11 protein-coding genes are annotated in these 23,066 nt (G+C 34.5%); 10 read left to right on the top strand and 1 reads right to left on the bottom strand.

The genetic code is table 11. The features are described from left to right. Nucleotides 1-543: 543 nt before the first annotated feature. From sasA to IDG66_RS04120, 10 genes are all read left to right on the top strand, one after another. A complete protein-coding gene (gene sasA / locus IDG66_RS04165) occupies nucleotides 544-7,371 on the top strand; it encodes a serine-rich repeat glycoprotein adhesin SasA (RefSeq protein WP_000044592.1) in 6,828 nt (2,275 codons plus the stop codon). A 129-nt stretch (nucleotides 7,372-7,500) separates the two neighbouring features. Beyond that, a complete protein-coding gene (gene secY2 / locus IDG66_RS04160; protein WP_000916118.1) occupies nucleotides 7,501-8,712 on the top strand; it encodes an accessory Sec system protein translocase subunit SecY2 in 1,212 nt (403 codons plus the stop codon). Nucleotides 8,713-8,722: 10 nt separating this feature from the next. Further along, on the top strand, nucleotides 8,723-10,276 hold the full coding sequence (asp1, locus tag IDG66_RS04155; protein ID WP_000873197.1) for an accessory Sec system protein Asp1: 1,554 nt from the start codon (nucleotides 8,723-8,725) through the stop codon (nucleotides 10,274-10,276). Beyond that, nucleotides 10,266-11,834: an accessory Sec system protein Asp2 gene (gene asp2, locus IDG66_RS04150; protein ID WP_001137475.1), complete on the top strand. Its 1,569-nt coding sequence runs from the start codon at nucleotides 10,266-10,268 to the stop codon at nucleotides 11,832-11,834. The genes asp1 and asp2 overlap by 11 nt, the downstream gene beginning before the upstream one ends. Beyond that, on the top strand, nucleotides 11,812-12,771 hold the full coding sequence (gene asp3 / locus IDG66_RS04145; protein ID WP_000916746.1) for an accessory Sec system protein Asp3: 960 nt from the start codon (nucleotides 11,812-11,814) through the stop codon (nucleotides 12,769-12,771). Before asp2 ends, asp3 begins: the two co-directional genes overlap by 23 nt. Next, nucleotides 12,761-15,151 carry an accessory Sec system translocase SecA2 gene (secA2, locus tag IDG66_RS04140; protein ID WP_000680932.1) on the top strand — a complete coding sequence of 797 codons (2,391 nt, stop codon included), beginning with the start codon at nucleotides 12,761-12,763 and terminating at the stop codon, nucleotides 15,149-15,151. Before asp3 ends, secA2 begins: the two co-directional genes overlap by 11 nt. A gap of 17 nt (nucleotides 15,152-15,168) precedes the next feature. Next, on the top strand, nucleotides 15,169-16,677 hold the full coding sequence (gene gtfA / locus IDG66_RS04135) for an accessory Sec system glycosyltransferase GtfA (RefSeq protein ID WP_000158425.1): 1,509 nt from the start codon (nucleotides 15,169-15,171) through the stop codon (nucleotides 16,675-16,677). Then, entirely contained in the window at nucleotides 16,670-18,028 is a 1,359-nt protein-coding gene (gene gtfB, locus IDG66_RS04130; RefSeq protein WP_000593171.1) for an accessory Sec system glycosylation chaperone GtfB, read from the top strand. Before gtfA ends, gtfB begins: the two co-directional genes overlap by 8 nt. A 241-nt stretch (nucleotides 18,029-18,269) precedes the next feature. After that, complete coding sequence (gene sasF / locus IDG66_RS04125; protein WP_001151881.1) at nucleotides 18,270-20,177, top strand: cell-wall-anchored protein SasF; 1,908 nt, start codon at nucleotides 18,270-18,272, stop codon at nucleotides 20,175-20,177. A 168-nt stretch (nucleotides 20,178-20,345) separates the two neighbouring features. After that, nucleotides 20,346-20,906, top strand: coding sequence for a cysteine hydrolase family protein (locus tag IDG66_RS04120; protein WP_000088195.1), 561 nt, complete (start codon nucleotides 20,346-20,348; stop codon nucleotides 20,904-20,906). A gap of 264 nt (nucleotides 20,907-21,170) precedes the next feature. Here the strand turns inward: IDG66_RS04120 and IDG66_RS04115 are convergent, their stop codons facing one another. Continuing rightward, nucleotides 21,171-23,030, bottom strand: coding sequence for an amidase domain-containing protein (locus tag IDG66_RS04115; RefSeq protein WP_001125619.1), 1,860 nt, complete (start codon nucleotides 23,028-23,030; stop codon nucleotides 21,171-21,173). Between the last annotated feature and the right edge of the window lie 36 nt (nucleotides 23,031-23,066).

Raw genomic sequence — 23,066 nt, 5'->3', positions numbered from 1 at the left:
TAATTTAATCATTTTAGTGAATTCAATGCATCCTTACTAAACATTCAACTTAGTAGCGATGCATTTTTTCGCTTTATAAATGAAAATGTTAAAGCAATATGTCGTGGTATTTATATTTTTAAAGAAGAATCTTTTAGAATTACACATATATTACACTAGGTTTATTGAAAAAATATTGGTATTACTTTAATATTAAAGATGTATTTTGCATATAATATTTATCGTTTAGTTGTAAATTAACTATTTATAAATAAAAGGTGGATGGTATAGATATATTAATACAATAATTATTTTAAAAACGAAACAATTATAATGATTAAACATAAAGCCAATTAGCCAAATTTATATAAAAAAAGATTATACGCATAAACGAGAAAAAGTAATTTTAAAAATATGAAAACGATTACATTTAGACGAATAAAAATGAATTTTTACAAATTTTAACAAAATGAGTATTTTTGTATCAAAAAAGAGTTGTATTAAATTGAATAGTGGCATATATTATAATCTAATGAATGTAAAGATAATACAAGGAGTTATTACATGAGTAAAAGACAGAAAGAATTTCATGACAGCTTAGCAAACGAAAAAACAAGAGTAAGACTTTATAAATCTGGAAAAAATTGGGTAAAATCCGGAATTAAAGAAATAGAAATGTTCAAAATTATGGGGCTACCATTTATTAGTCATAGTTTAGTGAGTCAAGATAATCAAAGCATTAGTAAAAAAATGACGGGATACGGACTGAAAACTACGGCGGTTATTGGTGGTGCATTCACGGTAAATATGTTGCATGACCAGCAAGCTTTTGCGGCTTCTGATGCACCATTAACTTCTGAATTAAACACACAAAGTGAAACAGTAGGTAATCAAAACTCAACGACAATCGAAGCATCAACATCAACAGCCGATTCCACAAGTGTAACGAAAAATAGTAGTTCGGTACAAACATCAAATAGTGACACAGTCTCAAGTGAAAAGTCTGAAAAGGTCACTTCGACAACTAATAGTACAAGCAATCAACAAGAAAAATTGACATCTACATCAGAATCAACATCCTCAAAGAATACTACATCAAGTTCTGATACTAAATCTGTAGCTTCAACTTCAAGTACAGAACAACCAATTAATACATCAACAAATCAAAGTACTGCATCAAATAACACTTCACAAAGCACAACGCCATCTTCGGTCAACTTAAACAAAACTAGCACAACGTCAACTAGCACCGCACCAGTAAAACTTCGAACTTTCAGTCGCTTAGCTATGTCAACATTTGCGTCAGCAGCGACGACAACCGCAGTAACTGCTAATACAATTACAGTTAATAAAGATAACTTAAAACAATATATGACAACGTCAGGTAATGCTACCTATGATCAAAGTACCGGTATTGTGACGTTAACACAGGATGCATACAGCCAAAAAGGTGCCATTACATTAGGAACACGTATTGACTCTAATAAGAGTTTTCATTTTTCTGGAAAAGTAAATTTAGGTAATAAATACGAAGGTAATGGAAATGGTGGAGATGGTATCGGCTTTGCCTTTTCGCCAGGTGTATTAGGTGAAACAGGGTTAAACGGTGCCGCAGTAGGTATTGGTGGCTTAAGTAACGCATTTGGCTTCAAATTGGATACGTATCACAATACATCTAAACCAAATTCAGCTGCAAAGGCGAATGCTGACCCATCTAATGTAGCTGGTGGAGGTGCGTTTGGTGCCTTTGTAACAACAGATAGTTATGGTGTTGCGACAACGTATACATCAAGTTCAACAGCTGATAATGCTGCGAAGTTAAAAGTGCAACCTACGAACAACACGTTCCAAGATTTTGATATTAATTATAATGGTGATACAAAAGTTATGACTGTAACGTATGCAGGTCAAACATGGACACGTAATATTTCAGATTGGATTGCAAAAAGTGGTACGACCAACTTTTCATTATCAATGACAGCCTCAACAGGTGGCGCGACAAATTTACAACAAGTACAATTTGGAACATTCGAATATACAGAGTCTGCTGTTACACAAGTGAGATACGTTGATGTAACAACAGGTAAAGATATTATTCCACCAAAAACATATTCAGGAAATGTTGATCAAGTCGTGACAATCGATAATCAGCAATCTGCATTGACTGCTAAAGGATATAACTACACGTCCGTCGATAGTTCATATGCGTCAACTTATAATGATACAAATAAAACTGTAAAAATGACGAATGCTGGACAATCAGTGACATATTATTTTACTGATGTAAAAGCACCAACTGTAACTGTAGGCAATCAAACCATTGAAGTGGGTAAAACAATGAATCCTGTTGTGTTGACTACAACGGATAATGGTACTGGGACTGTGACAAATACAGTTACAGGATTACCAAGCGGATTAAGTTATGATAGTGCAACGAATTCAATCATTGGGACGCCAACGAAAATTGGTCAATCAACAGTGACAGTTGTGTCTACTGACCAAGCAAACAATAAATCGACGACAACTTTTACAATAAATGTTGTGGATACGACAGCACCAACAGTGACACCAATAGGAGATCAATCATCAGAAGTGTATTCGCCAATATCACCGATTAAAATTGCTACGCAGGACAACAGTGGAAATGCGGTGACGAATACAGTGACTGGATTGCCATCTGGACTAACATTCGATAGTACAAATAATACCATTAGTGGTACACCAACAAACATTGGTACAAGTACTATTACAATCGTTTCTACAGATGCGAGTGGTAACAAAACGACAACAACTTTTAAATATGAAGTAACAAGAAATAGCATGAGTGATTCCGTATCAACATCAGGAAGTACACAACAATCCCAAAGTGTCTCAACAAGTAAAGCTGACTCACAAAGTGCATCAACGAGTACATCAGGATCGATTGTGGTATCTACATCAGCTAGTACCTCGAAATCGACAAGTGTAAGCCTATCTGATTCTGTGAGTGCATCTAAGTCATTAAGCACATCTGAAAGTAATAGTGTATCAAGCTCAACAAGCACAAGTTTAGTGAATTCACAAAGTGTATCATCAAGCATGTCGGATTCAGCTAGTAAATCAACATCATTAAGCGATTCTATTTCAAACTCTAGCAGTACTGAAAAATCCGAAAGTCTATCAACAAGTACATCTGATTCATTGCGTACATCAACGTCACTCAGTGACTCATTAAGTATGAGTACATCGGGGAGCTTGTCTAAGTCACAAAGTCTATCAACAAGTACATCAGAATCGTCTAGTACATCAGCATCATTAAGTGACAGCACATCGAATGCAATCAGCACATCAGAATCATTGAGCGAGTCAGCTAGCACCTCGGACTCTATCAGTATTTCAAATAGCATAGCCAACTCTCAAAGTGCGTCAACAAGCAAATCAGATTCACAAAGTACATCAATATCATTAAGTACAAGTGATTCAAAATCGATGAGTACATCAGAATCATTGAGCGATTCGACGAGCACAAGTGGTTCTGTTTCTGGATCACTAAGCATAGCAGCATCACAAAGTGTCTCAACAAGTACATCAGACTCGATGAGTACTTCAGAGATAGTAAGTGACTCTATCAGTACAAGTGGGTCATTATCTGCATCAGACAGTAAATCAATGTCTGTAAGTAGTTCAATGAGCACGTCTCAGTCAGGTAGTACATCAGAATCATTAAGTGATTCACAAAGTACATCTGATTCTGATAGTAAGTCATTATCACTAAGTACTAGTCAATCAGGTTCAACAAGTACATCAACGTCGACAAGTGCTTCAGTACGTACTTCGGAATCACAAAGTACGTCTGGTTCAATGAGTGCAAGTCAATCCGATTCAATGAGCATATCAACGTCGTTTAGTGATTCAACGAGTGATAGCAAATCAGCATCAACTGCATCAAGTGAATCAATATCACAAAGTGCTTCTACGAGCACATCTGGTTCGGTAAGTACTTCGACATCGTTAAGTACAAGTAATTCAGAACGTACATCAACATCTATGAGTGATTCCACAAGCTTAAGTACATCAGAGTCTGATTCAATAAGTGAATCAACGTCAACGAGCGACTCTATAAGTGAAGCAATATCTGCTTCAGAGAGCACGTTTATATCATTAAGTGAATCAAATAGTACTAGCGATTCAGAATCACAAAGTGCATCTGCCTTTTTAAGTGAATCATTAAGTGAAAGTACGTCTGAATCAACATCAGAGTCAGTGAGTAGTTCGACAAGTGAGAGTACGTCATTATCAGACAGTACATCAGAATCTGGTAGCACATCAACATCATTAAGTAATTCAACAAGTGGTAGTGCGTCCATTTCAACATCGACAAGTATCAGTGAATCAACGTCAACGTTTAAGAGCGAGAGTGTTTCAACATCACTAAGTATGTCAACGAGTACAAGTTTGTCTGACTCTACAAGTTTGTCAACATCATTAAGTGATTCCACAAGTGATAGTAAGTCTGATTCATTAAGTACATCAATGTCGACAAGTGATTCAATCAGTACAAGTAAATCTGATTCCATTAGTACATCCACATCATTAAGTGGTTCTACAAGTGAAAGTGAATCCGACTCAACATCATCAAGTGAAAGTAAATCCGATTCAACATCAATGAGCATAAGTATGTCTCAATCAACATCAGGAAGTACAAGTACGTCAACGAGTACAAGTTTGTCTGACTCAACGAGTACGTCATTGTCACTAAGTGCATCAATGAATCAAAGCGGAGTAGACTCAAACTCAGCAAGCCAAAGTGCCTCAAACTCAACAAGTACAAGCACGAGCGAATCCGATTCACAAAGCACATCATCATATACAAGTCAGTCAACAAGCCAAAGTGAATCCACATCGACATCAACGTCACTAAGCGATTCAACAAGTATATCTAAAAGTACGAGTCAATCAGGTTCGGTAAGCACATCAGCGTCATTAAGTGGTTCAGAGAGTGAATCTGATTCACAAAGTATCTCAACAAGTGCAAGTGAATCAACATCAGAAAGTGCGTCAACATCACTCAGTGACTCAACAAGTACAAGTAACTCAGGATCAGCAAGTACGTCAACATCGCTCAGTAACTCAGCAAGCGCAAGTGAATCCGATTCGTCGTCAACATCTTTAAGTGATTCAACATCTGCGTCAATGCAAAGCAGTGAATCCGATTCACAAAGCACATCAGCATCATTAAGTGATTCGCTAAGTACATCAACTTCAAACCGCATGTCGACCATTGCAAGTTTATCAACATCGGTAAGTACATCAGAATCTGGCTCAACATCAGAAAGTACAAGTGAATCCGATTCAACATCAACATCATTAAGCGATTCACAAAGCACATCAAGAAGTACAAGTGCATCTGGATCAGCAAGTACATCAACATCAACAAGTGACTCTCGTAGTACATCAGCTTCAACTAGTACTTCGATGCGTACAAGTACAAGTGATTCACAAAGTATGTCGCTTTCAACAAGTACATCAACAAGTATGAGTGATTCAACGTCATTATCTGATAGTGTTAGTGATTCAACATCAGACTCAACAAGTGCGAGTACATCTGGTTCGATGAGTGTGTCTATATCGTTAAGTGATTCGACAAGCACATCAACATCGGCTAGTGAAGTAATGAGCGCAAGCATATCTGATTCACAAAGTATGTCAGAATCTGTAAATGATTCAGAAAGTGTAAGCGAATCTAATTCTGAAAGTGACTCAAAATCGATGAGTGGTTCAACAAGCGTAAGTGATTCTGGCTCATTGAGCGTCTCAACGTCATTAAGAAAATCAGAAAGTGTAAGCGAGTCTAGTTCATTGAGTGGCTCACAATCGATGAGCGATTCAGTAAGCACAAGCGATTCGTCATCATTAAGTGTATCGACGTCACTAAGAAGTTCGGAAAGCGTGAGTGAATCTGATTCATTAAGTGATTCAAAATCGACAAGTGGTTCGACTTCAACAAGTACATCTGGTTCATTGAGTACCTCAACATCATTAAGTGGTTCAGAAAGCGTAAGCGAGTCTACCTCGCTAAGTGATTCAATATCAATGAGTGATTCTACTAGTACAAGTGACTCCGACTCATTAAGTGGATCAATATCTTTAAGTGGTTCCACAAGTCTTAGCACTTCGGATTCATTAAGTGATTCAAAATCATTGAGTAGCTCGCAAAGTATGAGTGGATCAGAATCAACGTCAACAAGTGTGAGCGATTCGCAGTCAAGCTCAACAAGTAATAGTCAATTTGACTCTATGAGCATCAGTGCATCAGAAAGCGACTCAATGTCTACAAGTGATTCGTCTAGCATCAGTGGATCAAATTCAACGAGTACATCACTTTCAACATCTGACTCAATGAGCGGAAGCGTATCAGTTTCAACATCGACAAGTTTAAGTGACTCAATATCAGGTTCAACAAGTTTAAGTGACTCGAGCTCAACAAGCACATCTACATCATTAAGTGATTCAATGTCACAAAGCCAGTCAACAAGTACAAGTGCATCTGGTTCCTTAAGTACATCGATATCAACATCAATGTCAATGAGTGCTAGTACATCGTCATCACAAAGCACATCGGTGTCGACATCATTATCAACATCAGACAGTATCAGTGATTCTACTTCAATAAGTATCAGTGGTTCACAAAGTACAGTAGAATCAGAATCTACAAGTGATTCAACTTCTATCAGTGACTCAGAATCATTGAGTACATCAGATTCAGACTCGACATCGACAAGTACATCGGACTCAACAAGTGGTTCAACTTCAACAAGCATATCTGAATCATTAAGTACGTCTGGTTCAGGTTCAACGAGCGTATCTGACTCAACATCAATGAGTGAATCCGATTCAACAAGTGTTTCAATGTCACAAAGTATGTCCGGTTCAACGTACAACTCGACTTCAGTGAGCGACTCAGAATCAGTGTCAACAAGCACATCAACGTCATTGAGCACATCCGATTCGACAAGCACATCCGAATCACTGAGTACATCTATGTCTGGTTCACAAAGCATTTCTGACTCGACATCAACAAGTATGTCCGGCTCAACAAGTACATCTGAATCTAACTCAATGCATCCGTCAGACTCAATGAGTATGCATCATACTCACAGCACGAGCACATCTCGCTTATCAAGTGAAGCAACAACGAGCACGAGTGAATCTCAGTCTACATTAAGTGCAACATCTGAAGTGACTAAACATAATGGCACGCCAGCACAAAGTGAAAAAAGATTGCCAGATACAGGTGACTCAATAAAACAAAATGGATTACTAGGTGGCGTTATGACATTATTAGTTGGTTTAGGTTTAATGAAGAGAAAGAAAAAGAAAGATGAAAATGATCAAGATGATTCTCAAGCATAAATTGAATTTATAGCTGGCTAAAATTAAAAAGACTGAGGCACCAATCACTAGAAAAATCGATATAGGATTTTAATAATTAGTGATGAACCCTTAGTCTTTTTAATGTTTTTGATATAAAAGAGGTGCAACATGTTAAAACTTTTACAACAATACGAATATAAAATTATATATAAACGTATGCTATACACATGTTTTATCTTGTTTATTTATATATTAGGCACAAACATTTCCATCGTTTCCTATAACGATATGCAAGTAAAACATGAGTCATTTTTTAAAATAGCTATTTCTAATATGGGTGGAGACGTTAATACTTTAAACATTTTCACTTTAGGATTAGGTCCGTGGTTAACATCAATGATTATCTTGATGCTGATTTCTTATCGGAATATGGATAAATACATGAAACAAACAAGTCTTGAGAAGCATTATAAAGAGCGCATCTTAACATTAATTTTAAGTGTTATTCAAAGTTATTTTGTGATTCATGAATATGTTTCGAAAGAACGTGTTCATCAAGACAATATTTACTTAACAATATTGATTTTGGTTACTGGAACGATGTTATTAGTTTGGTTAGCTGACAAAAATAGTCGTTACGGCATTGCAGGACCAATGCCGATTGTAATGGTTAGCATTATTAAATCAATGATGCATCAAAAAATGGAATATATAGATGCAAGTCATATTGTGATTGCGTTGTTAATCATCCTTGTGATAATCACATTGTTTATCTTATTATTTATTGAATTAGTAGAAGTGAGAATACCATATATCGATTTAATGAACGTTTCCGCAACAAATATGAAATCTTATTTATCTTGGAAAGTTAACCCTGCAGGCAGTATTACTTTAATGATGAGCATTTCAGCTTTTGTTTTCTTAAAAAGTGGCATTCATTTTATTTTATCTATGTTTAATAAAAGCATATCAGATGACATGCCAATGCTGACATTTGATAGTCCAATTGGTATTTCGGTGTATTTAGTGATTCAAATGTTATTGGGTTATTTTTTATCGAGATTTTTAATCAATACTAAACAAAAATCCAAAGATTTCTTAAAGAGTGGCAATTATTTTTCAGGAGTTAAACCTGGTAAGGATACAGAACGTTATTTAAATTATCAAGCACGACGCGTATGTTGGTTTGGATCGGCATTAGTTACAATCATTATTGGTATACCGCTTTATTTCACATTGTTTGTACCGCATTTATCTACTGAAATTTATTTCTCAGTACAACTAATTGTATTAGTTTACATCAGTATTAATATTGCAGAAACAATTCGTACATATTTATATTTTGATAAATATAAGCCATTTTTAAGCCAGTATTGGTAAGGAGGTAATTATGAAATACTTTATTCCAGCTTGGTACGATGACCAACGATGGTGGCAAGACACGACTGTGCCGTATTATCAACTACAAAATAAGACGGAATTTGACGATATGATTAGTTTAATGGGAATGCACCTTGAAAATGACTTAGATTATCAACTGATTGTTCTCAATCATGCACCAAATTTAAGAACATTTTTACATCGATATGACTTATATGAGACAAAGTATTCGTCTGTGTTTGATGAAATTCAAGGATTCAGCCACCATGCGCCACAAGCGATTAATTATCATCACTTAAAATGGCCGGATGATGTTGAGTTTGTGTACACACCGTATTTATTAAAATGTGTGACGAGTGAACAGACCTATACAAATATTTATTTTAGTCAAGAAGGGTATTCAATTTGGTTTGAAGAATTTGAAAGAGATCAGTTACAACGGCGTTATATTTTTGATGACAGAGGTTATTTATCAGCGATACGTTATTTTGATGATCAGGGAGAGGCTTCTTACCAAGAATATTTAACGATTAATGGAGATTGTGTACTTCATGAAGATTTGAAAAATGGCAGAGTCACTGTTTCAAAAAGATATCAACATCACTATCAACAAACAGAATATAACAATATGGCTCAACTAATTGAAGAAAAATTTCAAGCAATGATTGCACAACAAATACATGAAGATGATCATGTGATTGTGGCTTCAGATGCTAGGCACAATCGACAAATAGCCAATCATATTCCAGCGAAATCATTAAGTTATTCATTTTTTAAAAATAGAAATGAAACTGTGTCAGATGAGGAATATCAATCTATCGTAAAGAATGCCCATTTAATTGTTGATAGTGTGCAACTAGAACGTGATTTAATTAGTCATCAAGAGAAGTATCAGCGGGAGAATACAATGATTCGAATCACACCATTTGAAACGAGACAATCACCTAATATAAGTAGTCAATTGATGGAAACATTTATAGGTGTATGGATAGATGGTATGAGTGACGCTGATTTGCAACAAATGATGCAACGACTTGTGGATTATATCGCACAGGAAGATTATTACCGTTTAATTTTATTATCGCGCCATCAAAATGACATACCGATGTGGCTTCGTGAATGTATTACGTCGGTAAATGAGGAATACCAAGCTAAACAGAATGCGGATGTTAATGTTTCAGCATTAATGACACCTGAAGATCAAGATGACATCATTGCTGTTAAGACGATACATGCTGAACATGATGTTGTAGAAGCATTGCGGACGTTGCGACTTGTGATAGATATGTCAAAAGAACCTGACTTGTATTTACAAATTAGTGCAATTAGCGCTGGGATTCCACAAATTAATGGTCAACAAACAGATTACGTCTCTGATTATGACAATGGCCGTATTATAAATACAGTTGATGAATTAGATGATGCGTTAAATTATTATTTATTTTATTTGAAAAATTGGAATTATGCGTACGCCTATTCTTTAAAATTAATAGATGCATATGCTTCTAAGAATATTATTAATCAGCTCGATGAGTTAATAGAAGGTGAAAATGATGCCACGTAAATTTAGAGTTTTGCAAATTGGAGGAGACGATTTAGAACCTATTTTTCAACACAAAAAAGGTGTGAGTTGGGATTACTTCGATATTGGATTGTTTGAATTTGATAGTGGTTATGTAGAGGCTATTGAAGCGATTGTTGAAGCAGAAGGGCGCTTTGATTTTATCTATATTCAAGCACCATACTCGGAGACATTAACGAATTTATTACAAATGATAAGTGAACCATACAATACGTATGTTGATGAATCATTTTGGTCAGTTGAATATGAACAAGACGAAAATGTCCAAAAATACGTTGTTCAACCATTACATTACCGGAATATTGAAGAACGTAATAATAAATTAGAGGCAGTTAGCTTCTCAGGACAGTATGGAGATAAGGTTTCTCCTAAGTTAGCACTTGTGCATCCGAATTTTAAAGGAGATGTCGTTTACCAAGGTAATTCAGAGCTCACATTGAGTGGAGAATTTGGAAAAGAATTTAAACCTATCGCATCTTGGCAAAATAATCTCGTTTACGATAAAGATAAAGTCATTCAAATATGGCCAGAATTTGATATTGATGGTGCGGTCGAGTTGCAATATACATTTAGATTGATTCAGACTGGCGCTGATGGTGCATTAATTGAACAAATCGTATTGACTGATGATATGTTAGACAGTCCTTTAGAGATACCTACGAAACCATTTGATGCTTATATAAGTGTAACTGTTAAGGCGCGTGGCAACGGAACGGTACATTTAGGACCTATACACAAACGATGGTCTAGATTAGATATGGGTCAATTTTTACTCGGTGGTAGTCGTTTCGTAGATAGTCAACGACAGGAATTTATTTATTATTTCCACCCTGGTGATATGAAACCACCACTAAACGTATATTTTAGTGGTTATCGAACAGCGGAAGGTTTCGAAGGATATTATATGATGAAACGTATGAATGCACCGTTTTTACTTATCGGCGATCCTCGTGTTGAAGGTGGTAGTTTTTATATCGGTTCATCTGAATATGAACAAGGTATTATCAATGTTATTGACGAGACATTAGAAAAGCTGAATTTTAAATCACATGAATTAATATTATCTGGTTTATCTATGGGTTCATTTGGTGCCTTGTATTATGGTGCTCAGTTAAATCCTCAGGCAATTATTGTTGGTAAACCACTTGTTAATATTGGAACGATTGCTGAACATATGCGATTACTTAGACCAGAAGAGTTCGGTACAGCATTAGACGTCCTGGTGTCTAATGAAGGTGATACATCTCAAGCGTCGATACAGGCATTAAATCAAAAATTTTGGCAAACATTTCAAAAGAAATCATTGTCACAAACTGTTTTTGCCATAGCATATATGCAACATGATGATTATGATCCAAATGCATTTCAAGAGCTATTACCTGTATTGACAGCACACCAAGCAAGAGTGATGAATCGCAGTATTCCTGGGCGACATAATGATGATTCACCTACCATTGCAAGTTGGTTTGTTAATTTTTACAACATTATTTTGGAAGACAAGTTTGGGAGAGTTCAACATGCTGAAAAACAAAACATTTAAAGTTACTTGGAATTATATTTCACAAACTACATTTATGTATGGCTCTAAAGTATCATTTTCAAATGGTGAAGTGACTTTTATAAACCCTTTGATGCCCTCTGGATTACCGATTCATGAGTGGTTGATGTTAAAGCAATTTTCAAAATATAAAAGTGCGCCAAGTTTACCAATTTTGCGTAGAGGACAGCATTATAAATTGCATTTTGATTTTGATGCAACGCCTGCTGGTTCAGTGTATTTTATCATCATTTTTTATAATAAAAATGGCACAAAACTAAGTACTGAGATTGTAAAGTCAAATAGTATTACGATTCAATATCCTGATGAAGCCTATGCTTATAAAATAAAAATGATGAATGCAGCATCGACGAGTCTTGTATTTAGATGTTTAACAATCACAGAGATGACGCATCAAGATGATTTAGAATATAAAAGCATGCGGGTAACGAAGATAGACGATAACCAATATGGAAATGATAAAATAAATGTCATTATTGCAGAACCATCTGACGTCTATCCAACTATTTCGAATGATTTTTTGAAACTGTTTGGTCATGTTTGGCTCGTCGAACGTTGGATGGAAGACGATATCAAGGAAAATATTAAGCAACTAAAGGATGATTTGCAAAGTCAAGATACCCTAACGGCTATTAATTTGATTAGTTATGGGTCAAAGTCAAATGTTTTTGCAACTTATGTCGCTCAGCATTTAGATTGCAAAGTATATCGTACAAGCCATGAAGATGATGATTTAAAAGAATGGCTTAAAGAACATGTCCCAGGAAATCATGAACTAAAAGATACAAATGTCGAGGTTTATTTTAAAGAAGAGCAAGACAACCATCTAAATTATATGTCACGTTTAATGAATCCAGTACGATTTTTAGATTACTTAGATGTATCGAAACTGAATGGTGGGGAAGTAAATGAAACATAAACTAGATGTTACGATAAACGAATTAAGACTAAAGTCGATTAGAAAAATAGTGAAACGCATCAATACATGGGGCGATGAAGTTAAATCATATTCTGATGATGCGTTAAAACAAAAGACAATAGAATTTAAAGAACGTTTAGCATCAGGAGTTGATACACTAGATACATTGTTACCTGAAGCTTATGCAGTGGCACGTGAAGCGAGCTGGAGAGTATTAGGTATGTATCCTAAAGAAGTTCAGTTAATCGGAGCGATTGTATTGCATGAAGGTAACATTGCGGAGATGCAAACAGGCGAAGGTAAAACATTAACAGCAACGATGCCTTTATATTTAAATGCACTTTCGGGAAAAGGAACATATTTAATTACAACGAATGATTATTTAGCGAAGCGTGATTTTGAAGAGATGCAACCATTATATGAATGGTTAGGTTTAACTGCTTCATTAGGTTTTGTTGATATTGTGGATTATGAGTATCAAAAAGGGGAAAAACGTAATTTATATGAACATGATATTATATATACAACTAATGGACGTCTCGGTTTTGATTATTTAATTGATAATTTGGCTGATAGTGCGGAAGGGAAATTTTTACCACAATTAAATTACGGTATTATTGATGAAGTGGACTCAATCATTTTAGATGCTGCGCAAACACCATTAGTTATTTCGGGCGCACCAAGATTACAATCAAATCTATTTCATATTGTGAAAGAGTTTGTAGATACATTGATTGAAGACGTGCATTTTAAAATGAAGAAGACCAAAAAAGAAATATGGCTGTTAAATCAAGGTATTGAAGCGGCACAATCATACTTTAATGTTGAAGATTTATATAGCGAACAAGCGATGGTCCTAGTGCGTAATATTAATCTAGCACTGCGCGCGCAATATTTGTTTGAATCTAATGTCGATTACTTTGTATATAATGGTGATATTGTTTTAATTGACCGTATTACAGGTCGTATGTTACCGGGAACTAAGTTGCAAGCTGGACTTCACCAAGCTATTGAAGCGAAAGAAGGTATGGAGGTTTCAACAGATAAAAGTGTTATGGCAACAATTACCTTCCAGAATTTATTTAAACTTTTTGAATCATTTTCAGGTATGACAGCTACAGGAAAATTAGGCGAATCAGAGTTCTTTGATTTGTATTCAAAAATAGTCGTACAAGTACCAACTGATAAAGCGATTCAACGTATCGATGAACCAGATAAAGTGTTTCGTTCAGTTGATGAGAAAAACATCGCGATGATTCATGATATAGTTGAACTTCATGAAACGGGGCGACCGGTTTTACTCATAACGAGAACTGCTGAAGCGGCTGAATACTTTTCGAAAGTATTATTCCAAATGGATATTCCTAATAATTTACTCATTGCGCAAAATGTTGCAAAAGAAGCGCAGATGATAGCTGAAGCAGGGCAAATTGGTTCCATGACTGTTGCGACTAGTATGGCAGGTCGAGGCACAGATATTAAACTTGGTGAAGGTGTCGAAGCATTAGGTGGATTAGCTGTTATTATTCATGAACATATGGAAAATAGCCGTGTAGACAGGCAATTACGTGGTCGTTCTGGTAGACAAGGGGATCCGGGATCATCTTGTATATATATTTCACTAGATGATTATTTAGTTAAGCGATGGAGCGATAGTAATTTAGCGGAAAATAATCAATTATATTCATTAGATGCACAACGATTATCGCAAAGTAATTTGTTTAATCGCAAAGTTAAGCAAATTGTAGTTAAAGCGCAGCGTATCTCGGAAGAACAAGGGGTTAAAGCTCGTGAAATGGCTAATGAATTTGAAAAAAGCATTAGTATACAGCGAGATCTTGTATACGAGGAACGCAATCGAGTTTTAGAAATAGATGATGCTGAGAATCAAGATTTTAAAGCGTTAGCTAAAGATGTATTTGAAATGTTTGTAAATGAGGAAAAGGTGCTAACAAAATCGCGTGTTGTCGAGTATATTTATCAAAATTTAAGTTTCCAATTTAATAAAGATGTGGCTTGTGTTAATTTTAAAGATAAGCAAGCAGTAGTGACATTTTTATTAGAGCAATTTGAAAAGCAATTAGCTTTGAATCGTAAAAACATGCAAAGTGCATATTATTATAATATTTTCGTTCAAAAAGTCTTTTTGAAAGCAATTGATTCATGTTGGTTAGAACAAGTCGACTATTTACAACAATTAAAAGCAAGCGTTAATCAACGACAAAATGGGCAACGTAACGCTATTTTTGAATACCATAGAGTTGCATTAGATTCATTTGAAGTTATGACACGAAATATCAAAAAAAGAATGGTGAAAAATATTTGTCAAAGCATGATTACATTTGATAAAGAGGGTATGCCAGTTATACATTTTCCATAAATGAAAAGGGGTAGCGCATGACAATATATAATATAAACTTTGGTATAGGCTGGGCGAGTAGCGGTGTTGAATATGCACAAGCTTACCGTGCTAAATTATTGAGACGTACAAATCAAGACACTAAATTTGTGTTTTTAGATTTTATACAGTCAGAGAACATACAGACATTAACGCAAAACATTGGGTTTAAAGATCAAGAAGTTATTTGGTTGTATCAGTATTTTAGTGATATTTCTATAGCACCAACAACGTACACGTTAGATGACATTGAACGTGAGCTTGGTCATGAAATTAGTTTTAGAGAAAGAAATGGTAAGATAGTCCGTCTATATTTTAATGGGAAATCATCATTTGTAACATGTTATCTACAAAATGAACAAAAAGATGTTGTGGATCGTGCAGAATTTGTAATTAATAGTATGTTAGTACGTAAAGATTTTTATAGTTATACGCGTATATTTTCTGAGTATTATGCACCAGCTGATAATAAAGCGAAATTATATATGCGACAATTCTATAATGAAGATGGTTCCATCGCTTATAACGAATATATTGATGGAGACAGCTCTATATATGTGTTTGAAGATGCGGTGTTGTATAACAAAACCGAATTTATTGCATACTTTTTACAACGATTGAATTTAACCCGAGACGATATTGTCATATTAGACCGCGCTTCTGATATTGGTCAGGCTGTTTTGCAGCATAAAGGTGATAGTAAAGTTGGTGTTGTGATTCATGCTGATCATTATAGTAATAATATGATGAGTGAGCAGCATATACTATGGAACAATTATTATGAATATCAATTTTCAAAAGCTAAATACATTGATTTCTTTATTACAGCAACAGATATTCAAAATCATATGGTTTGTCGACAATTTGAGCAATATCAAGGTTATCGCCCACGTGTTTATACTATTCCTGTGGGAAGCATTGATGCATTATCATATCCTAAATTATCAAGAAAGCCATATGCGATGATTAGTGCATCTCGTTTAGCAAATGAGAAACATATTGATTGGCTTGTCAAAGCGGTTATCGTGGCTAAACGACAAGTGCCAGAATTAACATTTGATATTTATGGAGAAGGTAGCGAGAAGACGCGACTGCGTAAAATTATTGATACACACCGCGCGCAAGATTATATTCGTTTACTAGGGCATGTTAAACTTGATGAAATTTATAATGATTATGAGTTATTTCTTTCTGCATCAACTAGCGAAGGTTTTGGGTTAACACTAATGGAAGCGGTAGGCTCAGGACTAGGTATGATTGGATTAAATGTGAATTATGGTAACCCAACCTTTATTCGAGATGGGGAAAATGGCTACTTGGTACCTTTTGATACCGATGAAGATAGTGTGGATGATGTTATCGCAAAACTAGCTCATGCCATTGTAATGTATTTTAACAATGGTCCCCAGACACCACATGACATCTCTTATGAAGTGGCACAGCAATTTATGACTCAAGATATTATTTTAAAATGGGAAACATTAGTTCAAGAGGTGCTACATGATTAAATTATTTGATTACTTTAACAATCATTCACGAAAGTTATATGAGTCTTTTAAAGCCAGTAAGTTGGAAGAAGATTTAACAATTGTACTCAATGACAATGGCTTTTTACCGGACGATGTTATATCACCGTATCAATTTTTTGCAGATAATCATAATACAGAAAATATGAAACCACGATTTTTTAATCAGGTTACTGTACCAGCTTTTTGGGAAATTAAAGGTAACAACAATTCGGCTACAATTAATGATATGGGACGTCTACGAGGCAAAATATTTTATCAAAGTGGAGAGCGCCCTAGAATTGTTAGTCGTGTCGAATGGTTTGATGACCAACAACGTGTCCGATTTGTCGATTATTATTCTAAGAATGGTATTAAATTTGCACAAACTGTTTACGATTTAAATCGTAAAGCGATCTTGAAGAAATATATGACAGCAGAAGGTAAAGAAGTGATTTATGAAAATTTTGTAACATCTGATGTCATATTGGATTGGCAAGGGAAGTCTTACTTTTTCCCTTCAAAGCTCGCATTCGTATTATTTTTTATCAAGCAACTTGAAATTACGGAACATCATTTCGTTATTAACTCACTAGCCCTACCATTTTCAGTGTTATATAATTTGCCATCAAAAGGTAGTGATGTTTTGGTATGGCAAGAACACTGTAATGGTAATGTCCCGGGAAATATGCAATTGATGTGTAAAGGTGATATGAAACGACATTGTAATATTATTATTCCAGATAAAAACGAATATGAAACGATGCTCAATATAGCAGACGCAAAGGTTCAATCTCGTATTTTACAAGGCGGATATCTATATAACTATCGTAGTCGTAATAGATATACTAAAGAAATTGTAATATTAACTAACTCGGATCAACTTCGTAACATCAAGGTATTGGTTGAAACTTTACCAGATTTTAAGTTTCACATCGCTGCTATTACAGAGATGTCTGATAAGCTAATGCAACTTGATCAATATGCTAATGTGCATTTATACCCATCTATTAATATAGATAGGGTAAATGAACTATACCAGTTATGTGATATTTATCTTGATATCAATGAGGGTAATGAAATTTTAAATGCGGTGGAACAAGCGTTTGACTATGAGTTGTTGATTTTAGGTTATCGTCAAACCGCACACCATGCTAAAGTAACATTATCAGAGCACTTATTTGAGCATAATGATGAGATAACAATGGAAAGTAAAGACCAATTAATACAAATGTTAGAGAGTTTGAAAGATCAACAACAGTTTCAAGATGCTTTATTAGCACAAAAAGCACATGCACACGAAATCTCGCGTGAACAATTCGAGCAAGTTTTTAAACAGGCGCTCGAAAGCTAAAAAGAAAAAGCAGTCTAAAATAAAGCATCATTTAATATAAAAGATTTGACGTAATATGATGTAAGCGACATGGACAATATGATATTACGTCATGCTTGTTTTGTTTACTTAAATATAAGCTAAGTAATAAGTAGATAATTACTAACAACAATAACTAGATAGATAAGTATAAATTTCTTGTGAACAGGTATATAATAGTATGTAATTCTTTGAAGGAAGTAAGTGAGGAAGGAGTATATTGATGGCTAAATATCGAGGGGAACCGTTTCAATTATATGTAAAGTTATCGTGTTCGACAATGATGGCGACAAGTATCATTTTAACGAATATCTTGCCGTACGATGCCCAAGCTGCATCTGAAAAGGATACTGAAATTTCAAAAGAGATATTATCTAAGCAAGATTTATTAGACAAAGTTGACAAAGCAATTCGTCAAATTGAGCAATTAAAACAGTTATCGGCTTCATCTAAAGCACATTATAAAGCACAACTAAATGAAGCGAAAACAGCATCGCAAATAGATGAAATCATAAAACGAGCTAATGAGTTGGATAGCAAAGACAATAAAAGTTCTCACACTGAAATGAACGGTCAAAGTGATATAGACAGTAAATTAGATCAATTGCTTAAAGATTTAAATGAGGTTTCTTCAAATGTTGATAGGGGTCAACAAAGTGGCGAGGACGATCTTAATGCAATGAAAAATGATATGTCACAAACGGCTACAACAAAACATGGAGAAAAAGATGATAAAAATGATGAAGCAATGGTAAATAAGGCGTTAGAAGACCTAGACCATTTGAATCAGCAAATACACAAATCGAAAGATGCATTGAAATATGCATCGAAAGATCCAGCAGTGTCTACAACAGATAGTAATCATGAAGTAGCTAAAACGCCAAATAATGATGGTTCTGGACATGTTGTGTTAAATAAATTCCTTTCAAATGAAGAGAATCAAAGCCATAGTAATCGACTCACTGATAAATTACAAGGAAGCGATAAAATTAATCATGCTATGATTGAAAAATTGGCTAAAAGTAATGCCTCAACGCAACATTACACATATCATAAACTGAATACGTTACAATCTTTAGATCAACGTATTGCAAATACGCAACTTCCTAAAAATCAAAAATCAGACTTAATGAGCGAAGTAAATAAGACGAAAGAGCGTATAAAAAGTCAACGAAATATTATTTTGGAAGAACTTGCACGTACTGATGATAAAAAGTATGCTACACAAAGCATTTTAGAAAGTATATTTAATAAAGACGAGGCAGATAAAATTCTAAAAGATATACGTGTTGATGGTAAAACGGATCAACAAATTGCAGATCAAATTACTCGTCATATTGATCAACTATCTCTGACAACGAGTGATGATTTATTAACGTCATTGATTGATCAATCACAAGATAAGTCGCTATTGATTTCTCAAATTTTACAAACGAAATTAGGAAAAGCTGAAGCAGATAAATTGGCTAAAGATTGGACGAATAAAGGATTATCAAATCGCCAAATCGTTGACCAATTGAAGAAACATTTTGCATCAACTGGCGACACGTCTTCAGATGATATATTAAAAGCAATTTTGAATAATGCGAAAGATAAAAAACAAGCAATTGAAACGATTTTAGCAACACGTATAGAAAGACAAAAGGCAAAATTACTGGCAGATTTAATTACTAAAATAGAAACAGATCAAAATAAAATTTTTAATTTAGTTAAATCGGCATTGAATGGTAAAGCGGATGATTTATTGAATTTACAAAAGAGACTCAATCAAACGAAAAAAGATATAGACTATATTTTATCACCAATAGTAAATCGTCCAAGTTTACTAGATCGATTGAATAAAAATGGGAAAACGACGGATTTAAATAAGTTAGCAAATTTAATGAATCAAGGATCAAATTTATTAGACAGTATTCCAGATATACCCACACCAAAGCCAGAAAAGACGTTAACACTTGGTAAAGGTAATGGATTGTTAAGTGGATTATTAAATGCTGATGGTAATGTATCTTTGCCTAAAGCGGGGGAAACGATAAAAGAACATTGGTTGCCGATATCTGTAATTGTTGGTGCAATGGGTGTACTAATGATTTGGTTATCACGACGCAATAAGTTGAAAAATAAAGCATAATTATATTGGGGGAAGAGCATCTATATATTTTTTTTAAGTATATAAGACGTCTTATTTCCCCTTAAATTATTGTGAAGTATATGCAAAATGCAATGAATAGATTGTCCATCATTTTAACGTTATAATGAATTTAACGACTTAGAACTACACAAGTAAAGGAGAATGAAGATGTCTCGAAAAACGGCGCTATTAGTTTTGGATATGCAAGAAGGTATAGCGAGTAGTGTACCTAGAATAAAAAATATTATTAAAGCGAATCAGAGAGCAATTGAAGCAGCAAGACAACATCGAATACCAGTCATTTTCATACGTTTAGTTTTAGATAAGCATTTTAATGATGTCTCCTCGAGTAATAAAGTGTTTTCAACAATTAAAGCTCAAGGATATGCGATTACTGAAGCAGATGCATCTACACGAATACTTGAAGATTTAGCACCACTAGAAGATGAGCCGATTATTTCTAAGCGACGCTTTAGCGCATTTACAGGTAGTTACTTGGAAGTTTATTTACGTGCAAATGATATTAATCATTTAGTATTAACGGGTGTCTCTACAAGTGGAGCTGTATTGAGCACGGCATTAGAAAGTGTAGATAAAGACTATTATATTACTGTTTTAGAAGATGCTGTTGGTGATAGATCAGATGATAAACATGACTTTATTATTGAACAAATTTTATCACGCTCATGTGACATTGAATCCGTAGAGTCATGGAAAAGTAGTTTATAGTTAATATAACGTCAATTAAAGCTCGGCAGTAATGTTTGAGAATAAGTACATTTGCTCATATTTATAAAATGTGTGAGATGGCAATTGAAACGGATATGATGAGGAACATTTGAACATAAAATAATATATTTATATAAAATGACCCGAGGCGTTCGAACTGAATGCCTCGGGTTTAATTGAATAAGAAATCGGACTTATGAACAGAAATATGTTTAAGTCCGAACTCCTTGTTTATACTTATAAATTTTACGGGTTTAATAATACTTATTTACCTGTAATATATGATAATTCTTCAGCGGCAGCTGCATTGATAGTTCTATGAGAAATGATACCTAATCCTTTAACATTGGATTCTGAAATAACGATAGAACCATCACTGTTAACTTTTTCAACAAATGCTACATGACCGTAATGTTGATCTGCACCAAATTGTCCAGCCTCAAATACAACAGCAGCATGACGTTTTGGTGTATGACTTACTTGATAATCACGGTATTGAGCTCGATTATTCCAATTATGTGCATCACCTAAATCACCTGAGATAGATGTACCAAATTGTTTCATACGGTTATATACGTACCAAGTACATTGACCATGTGGATATGGCATACTATCAGATACCTCACGGAAAGGTTTGAATTCATCTGATGAATCATCATAATCCTTGATAGAACGTTCATATTTATCTAAATCTGGCATGCGTTCATCGTCAAACTGAGTTAATTGATAGTGTTTAATAATACTGTTTAATTTCTTAGCATAGTTTGGATCTGTAGCATATGTTTTAGATAAGTGTGATGTTGCATCTTTATAAGAATCGGCTTCCGATTTCCATGTTGGTTTATAAATTGTTCGATTGCCATCAATACCATTTTTAATAAGGTCAGAGTAATCTTTTAGTGATTCTTTCGTGCTTGGATATTTTCGGAATCCAGCATTAATACTATACAATTTATTACCATCAGCTTCTAATGTGTTAAAAGGAACAGAATTCCCTTCAAAAGCACCTTTGATACCGAATAAATTATGGTTTGGTGACTTAGCTAAAGCACTACGACCTGAGTCAGATTCTAAGATTGCTTGGGCAATCATGACAGACGCATAAATATCGTTATCTTGACCAATGCGATGTGCATCTTTAGCAATTGATTTGACAAATTGACGTGTATCTTTTGAGTCAACAACGTTAAATTGTCCGCTATCATCATTGTTAGATATACTAGGATCTGTTTCGAATAATGATGTTGCACGTGTATCCTTTTGATTAACATCGTTATTGAATGATTGAGCAGGTTTAGATTTATGTTTCAATTCATCTTGTGTTGGTAACTGTGGATTCTTTGTATTAGATTTTTCATTTTTGTCTTTTTTAGATTGAGATGCATAATCTTTTTGTGTTTTCTTTGCATCTTCACTGTATTGATCCAAAATAGAGTCTAAAGCCGAATCTGACATTGATTGATTATCTTTCGATGAAGATTTTTGATTTGCTTTATCGTCACTTGCTGGTTGACTATTTGATTGATTAGGTTGTGTTGGCTTTGGCGAATTTGGTTGCTTATTAGATGTACTTGGTTTTGTATTGTTTGATTTAGGTGCTTTTTGATTGTCTGCTTTATCTTGTTTAGATGATTGCGTATCAGTGTCATTTTTGATGCTATTGTCACTGTTTTTATTCGAATCATTTGTTGACTTTTCGCCATTACGAGGTTGTTCGTAATCAGAAATATCCGAATTTAAATTGAATAGGTTTTGGATTAAAGTTGTTAATGAGTAATTATCATCGTATTTATTTTTGGTTAGCAATTGGTTTATATTGGTTTGTGGTAAATTCTTATAAATAAAATCAATGATATTGTTAGAGTCTGAAGTGCTGTCGTCTATAGTTTTAAATTTTTTGTCGTTATTGTCTTGGTTACTTGTATTATTGTTGTCTGCTTTATCAATATCTTTACTTGTAGTATCCTTAGAAGTTTCATCGTCATTAGATTTTTTTGAATCATGAGATGTTGTCTTAGCTGTAGTATCTTTTTGAGGTGTATCAGCATAAGCGGTAGGTGAAACTAAAGTAGGTAATACGAGCGTAGTTGATAGCAAATAAATTAAAATTTTATTTTTAGGCATATTTCGTATTCTCCCTTGAAAAATATAATAATTAAG

Origin of the sequence: Staphylococcus sp. EG-SA-18 (assembly GCF_017151825.1) — a bacterium.
GTDB lineage: Bacteria > Bacillota > Bacilli > Staphylococcales > Staphylococcaceae > Staphylococcus > Staphylococcus aureus.
This window is presented reverse-complemented; position numbering and strand designations above follow the sequence as displayed.

Coding starts and splice junctions, on each gene's coding strand:
- asp2 (WP_001137475.1), top strand. CDS start 10,266: ATGCCACGTAAATTTAGAGTTTTGCAAATTGGAGGAGACGATTTAGAA.
- sasF (WP_001151881.1), top strand. CDS start 18,270: ATGGCTAAATATCGAGGGGAACCGTTTCAATTATATGTAAAGTTATCG.
- asp1 (WP_000873197.1), top strand. CDS start 8,723: ATGAAATACTTTATTCCAGCTTGGTACGATGACCAACGATGGTGGCAA.
- secY2 (WP_000916118.1), top strand. CDS start 7,501: ATGTTAAAACTTTTACAACAATACGAATATAAAATTATATATAAACGT.
- gtfB (WP_000593171.1), top strand. CDS start 16,670: ATGATTAAATTATTTGATTACTTTAACAATCATTCACGAAAGTTATAT.
- IDG66_RS04120 (WP_000088195.1), top strand. CDS start 20,346: ATGTCTCGAAAAACGGCGCTATTAGTTTTGGATATGCAAGAAGGTATA.
- sasA (WP_000044592.1), top strand. CDS start 544: ATGAGTAAAAGACAGAAAGAATTTCATGACAGCTTAGCAAACGAAAAA.
- gtfA (WP_000158425.1), top strand. CDS start 15,169: ATGACAATATATAATATAAACTTTGGTATAGGCTGGGCGAGTAGCGGT.
- secA2 (WP_000680932.1), top strand. CDS start 12,761: ATGAAACATAAACTAGATGTTACGATAAACGAATTAAGACTAAAGTCG.
- asp3 (WP_000916746.1), top strand. CDS start 11,812: ATGCTGAAAAACAAAACATTTAAAGTTACTTGGAATTATATTTCACAA.
- IDG66_RS04115 (WP_001125619.1), bottom strand. CDS start 23,030: ATGCCTAAAAATAAAATTTTAATTTATTTGCTATCAACTACGCTCGTA.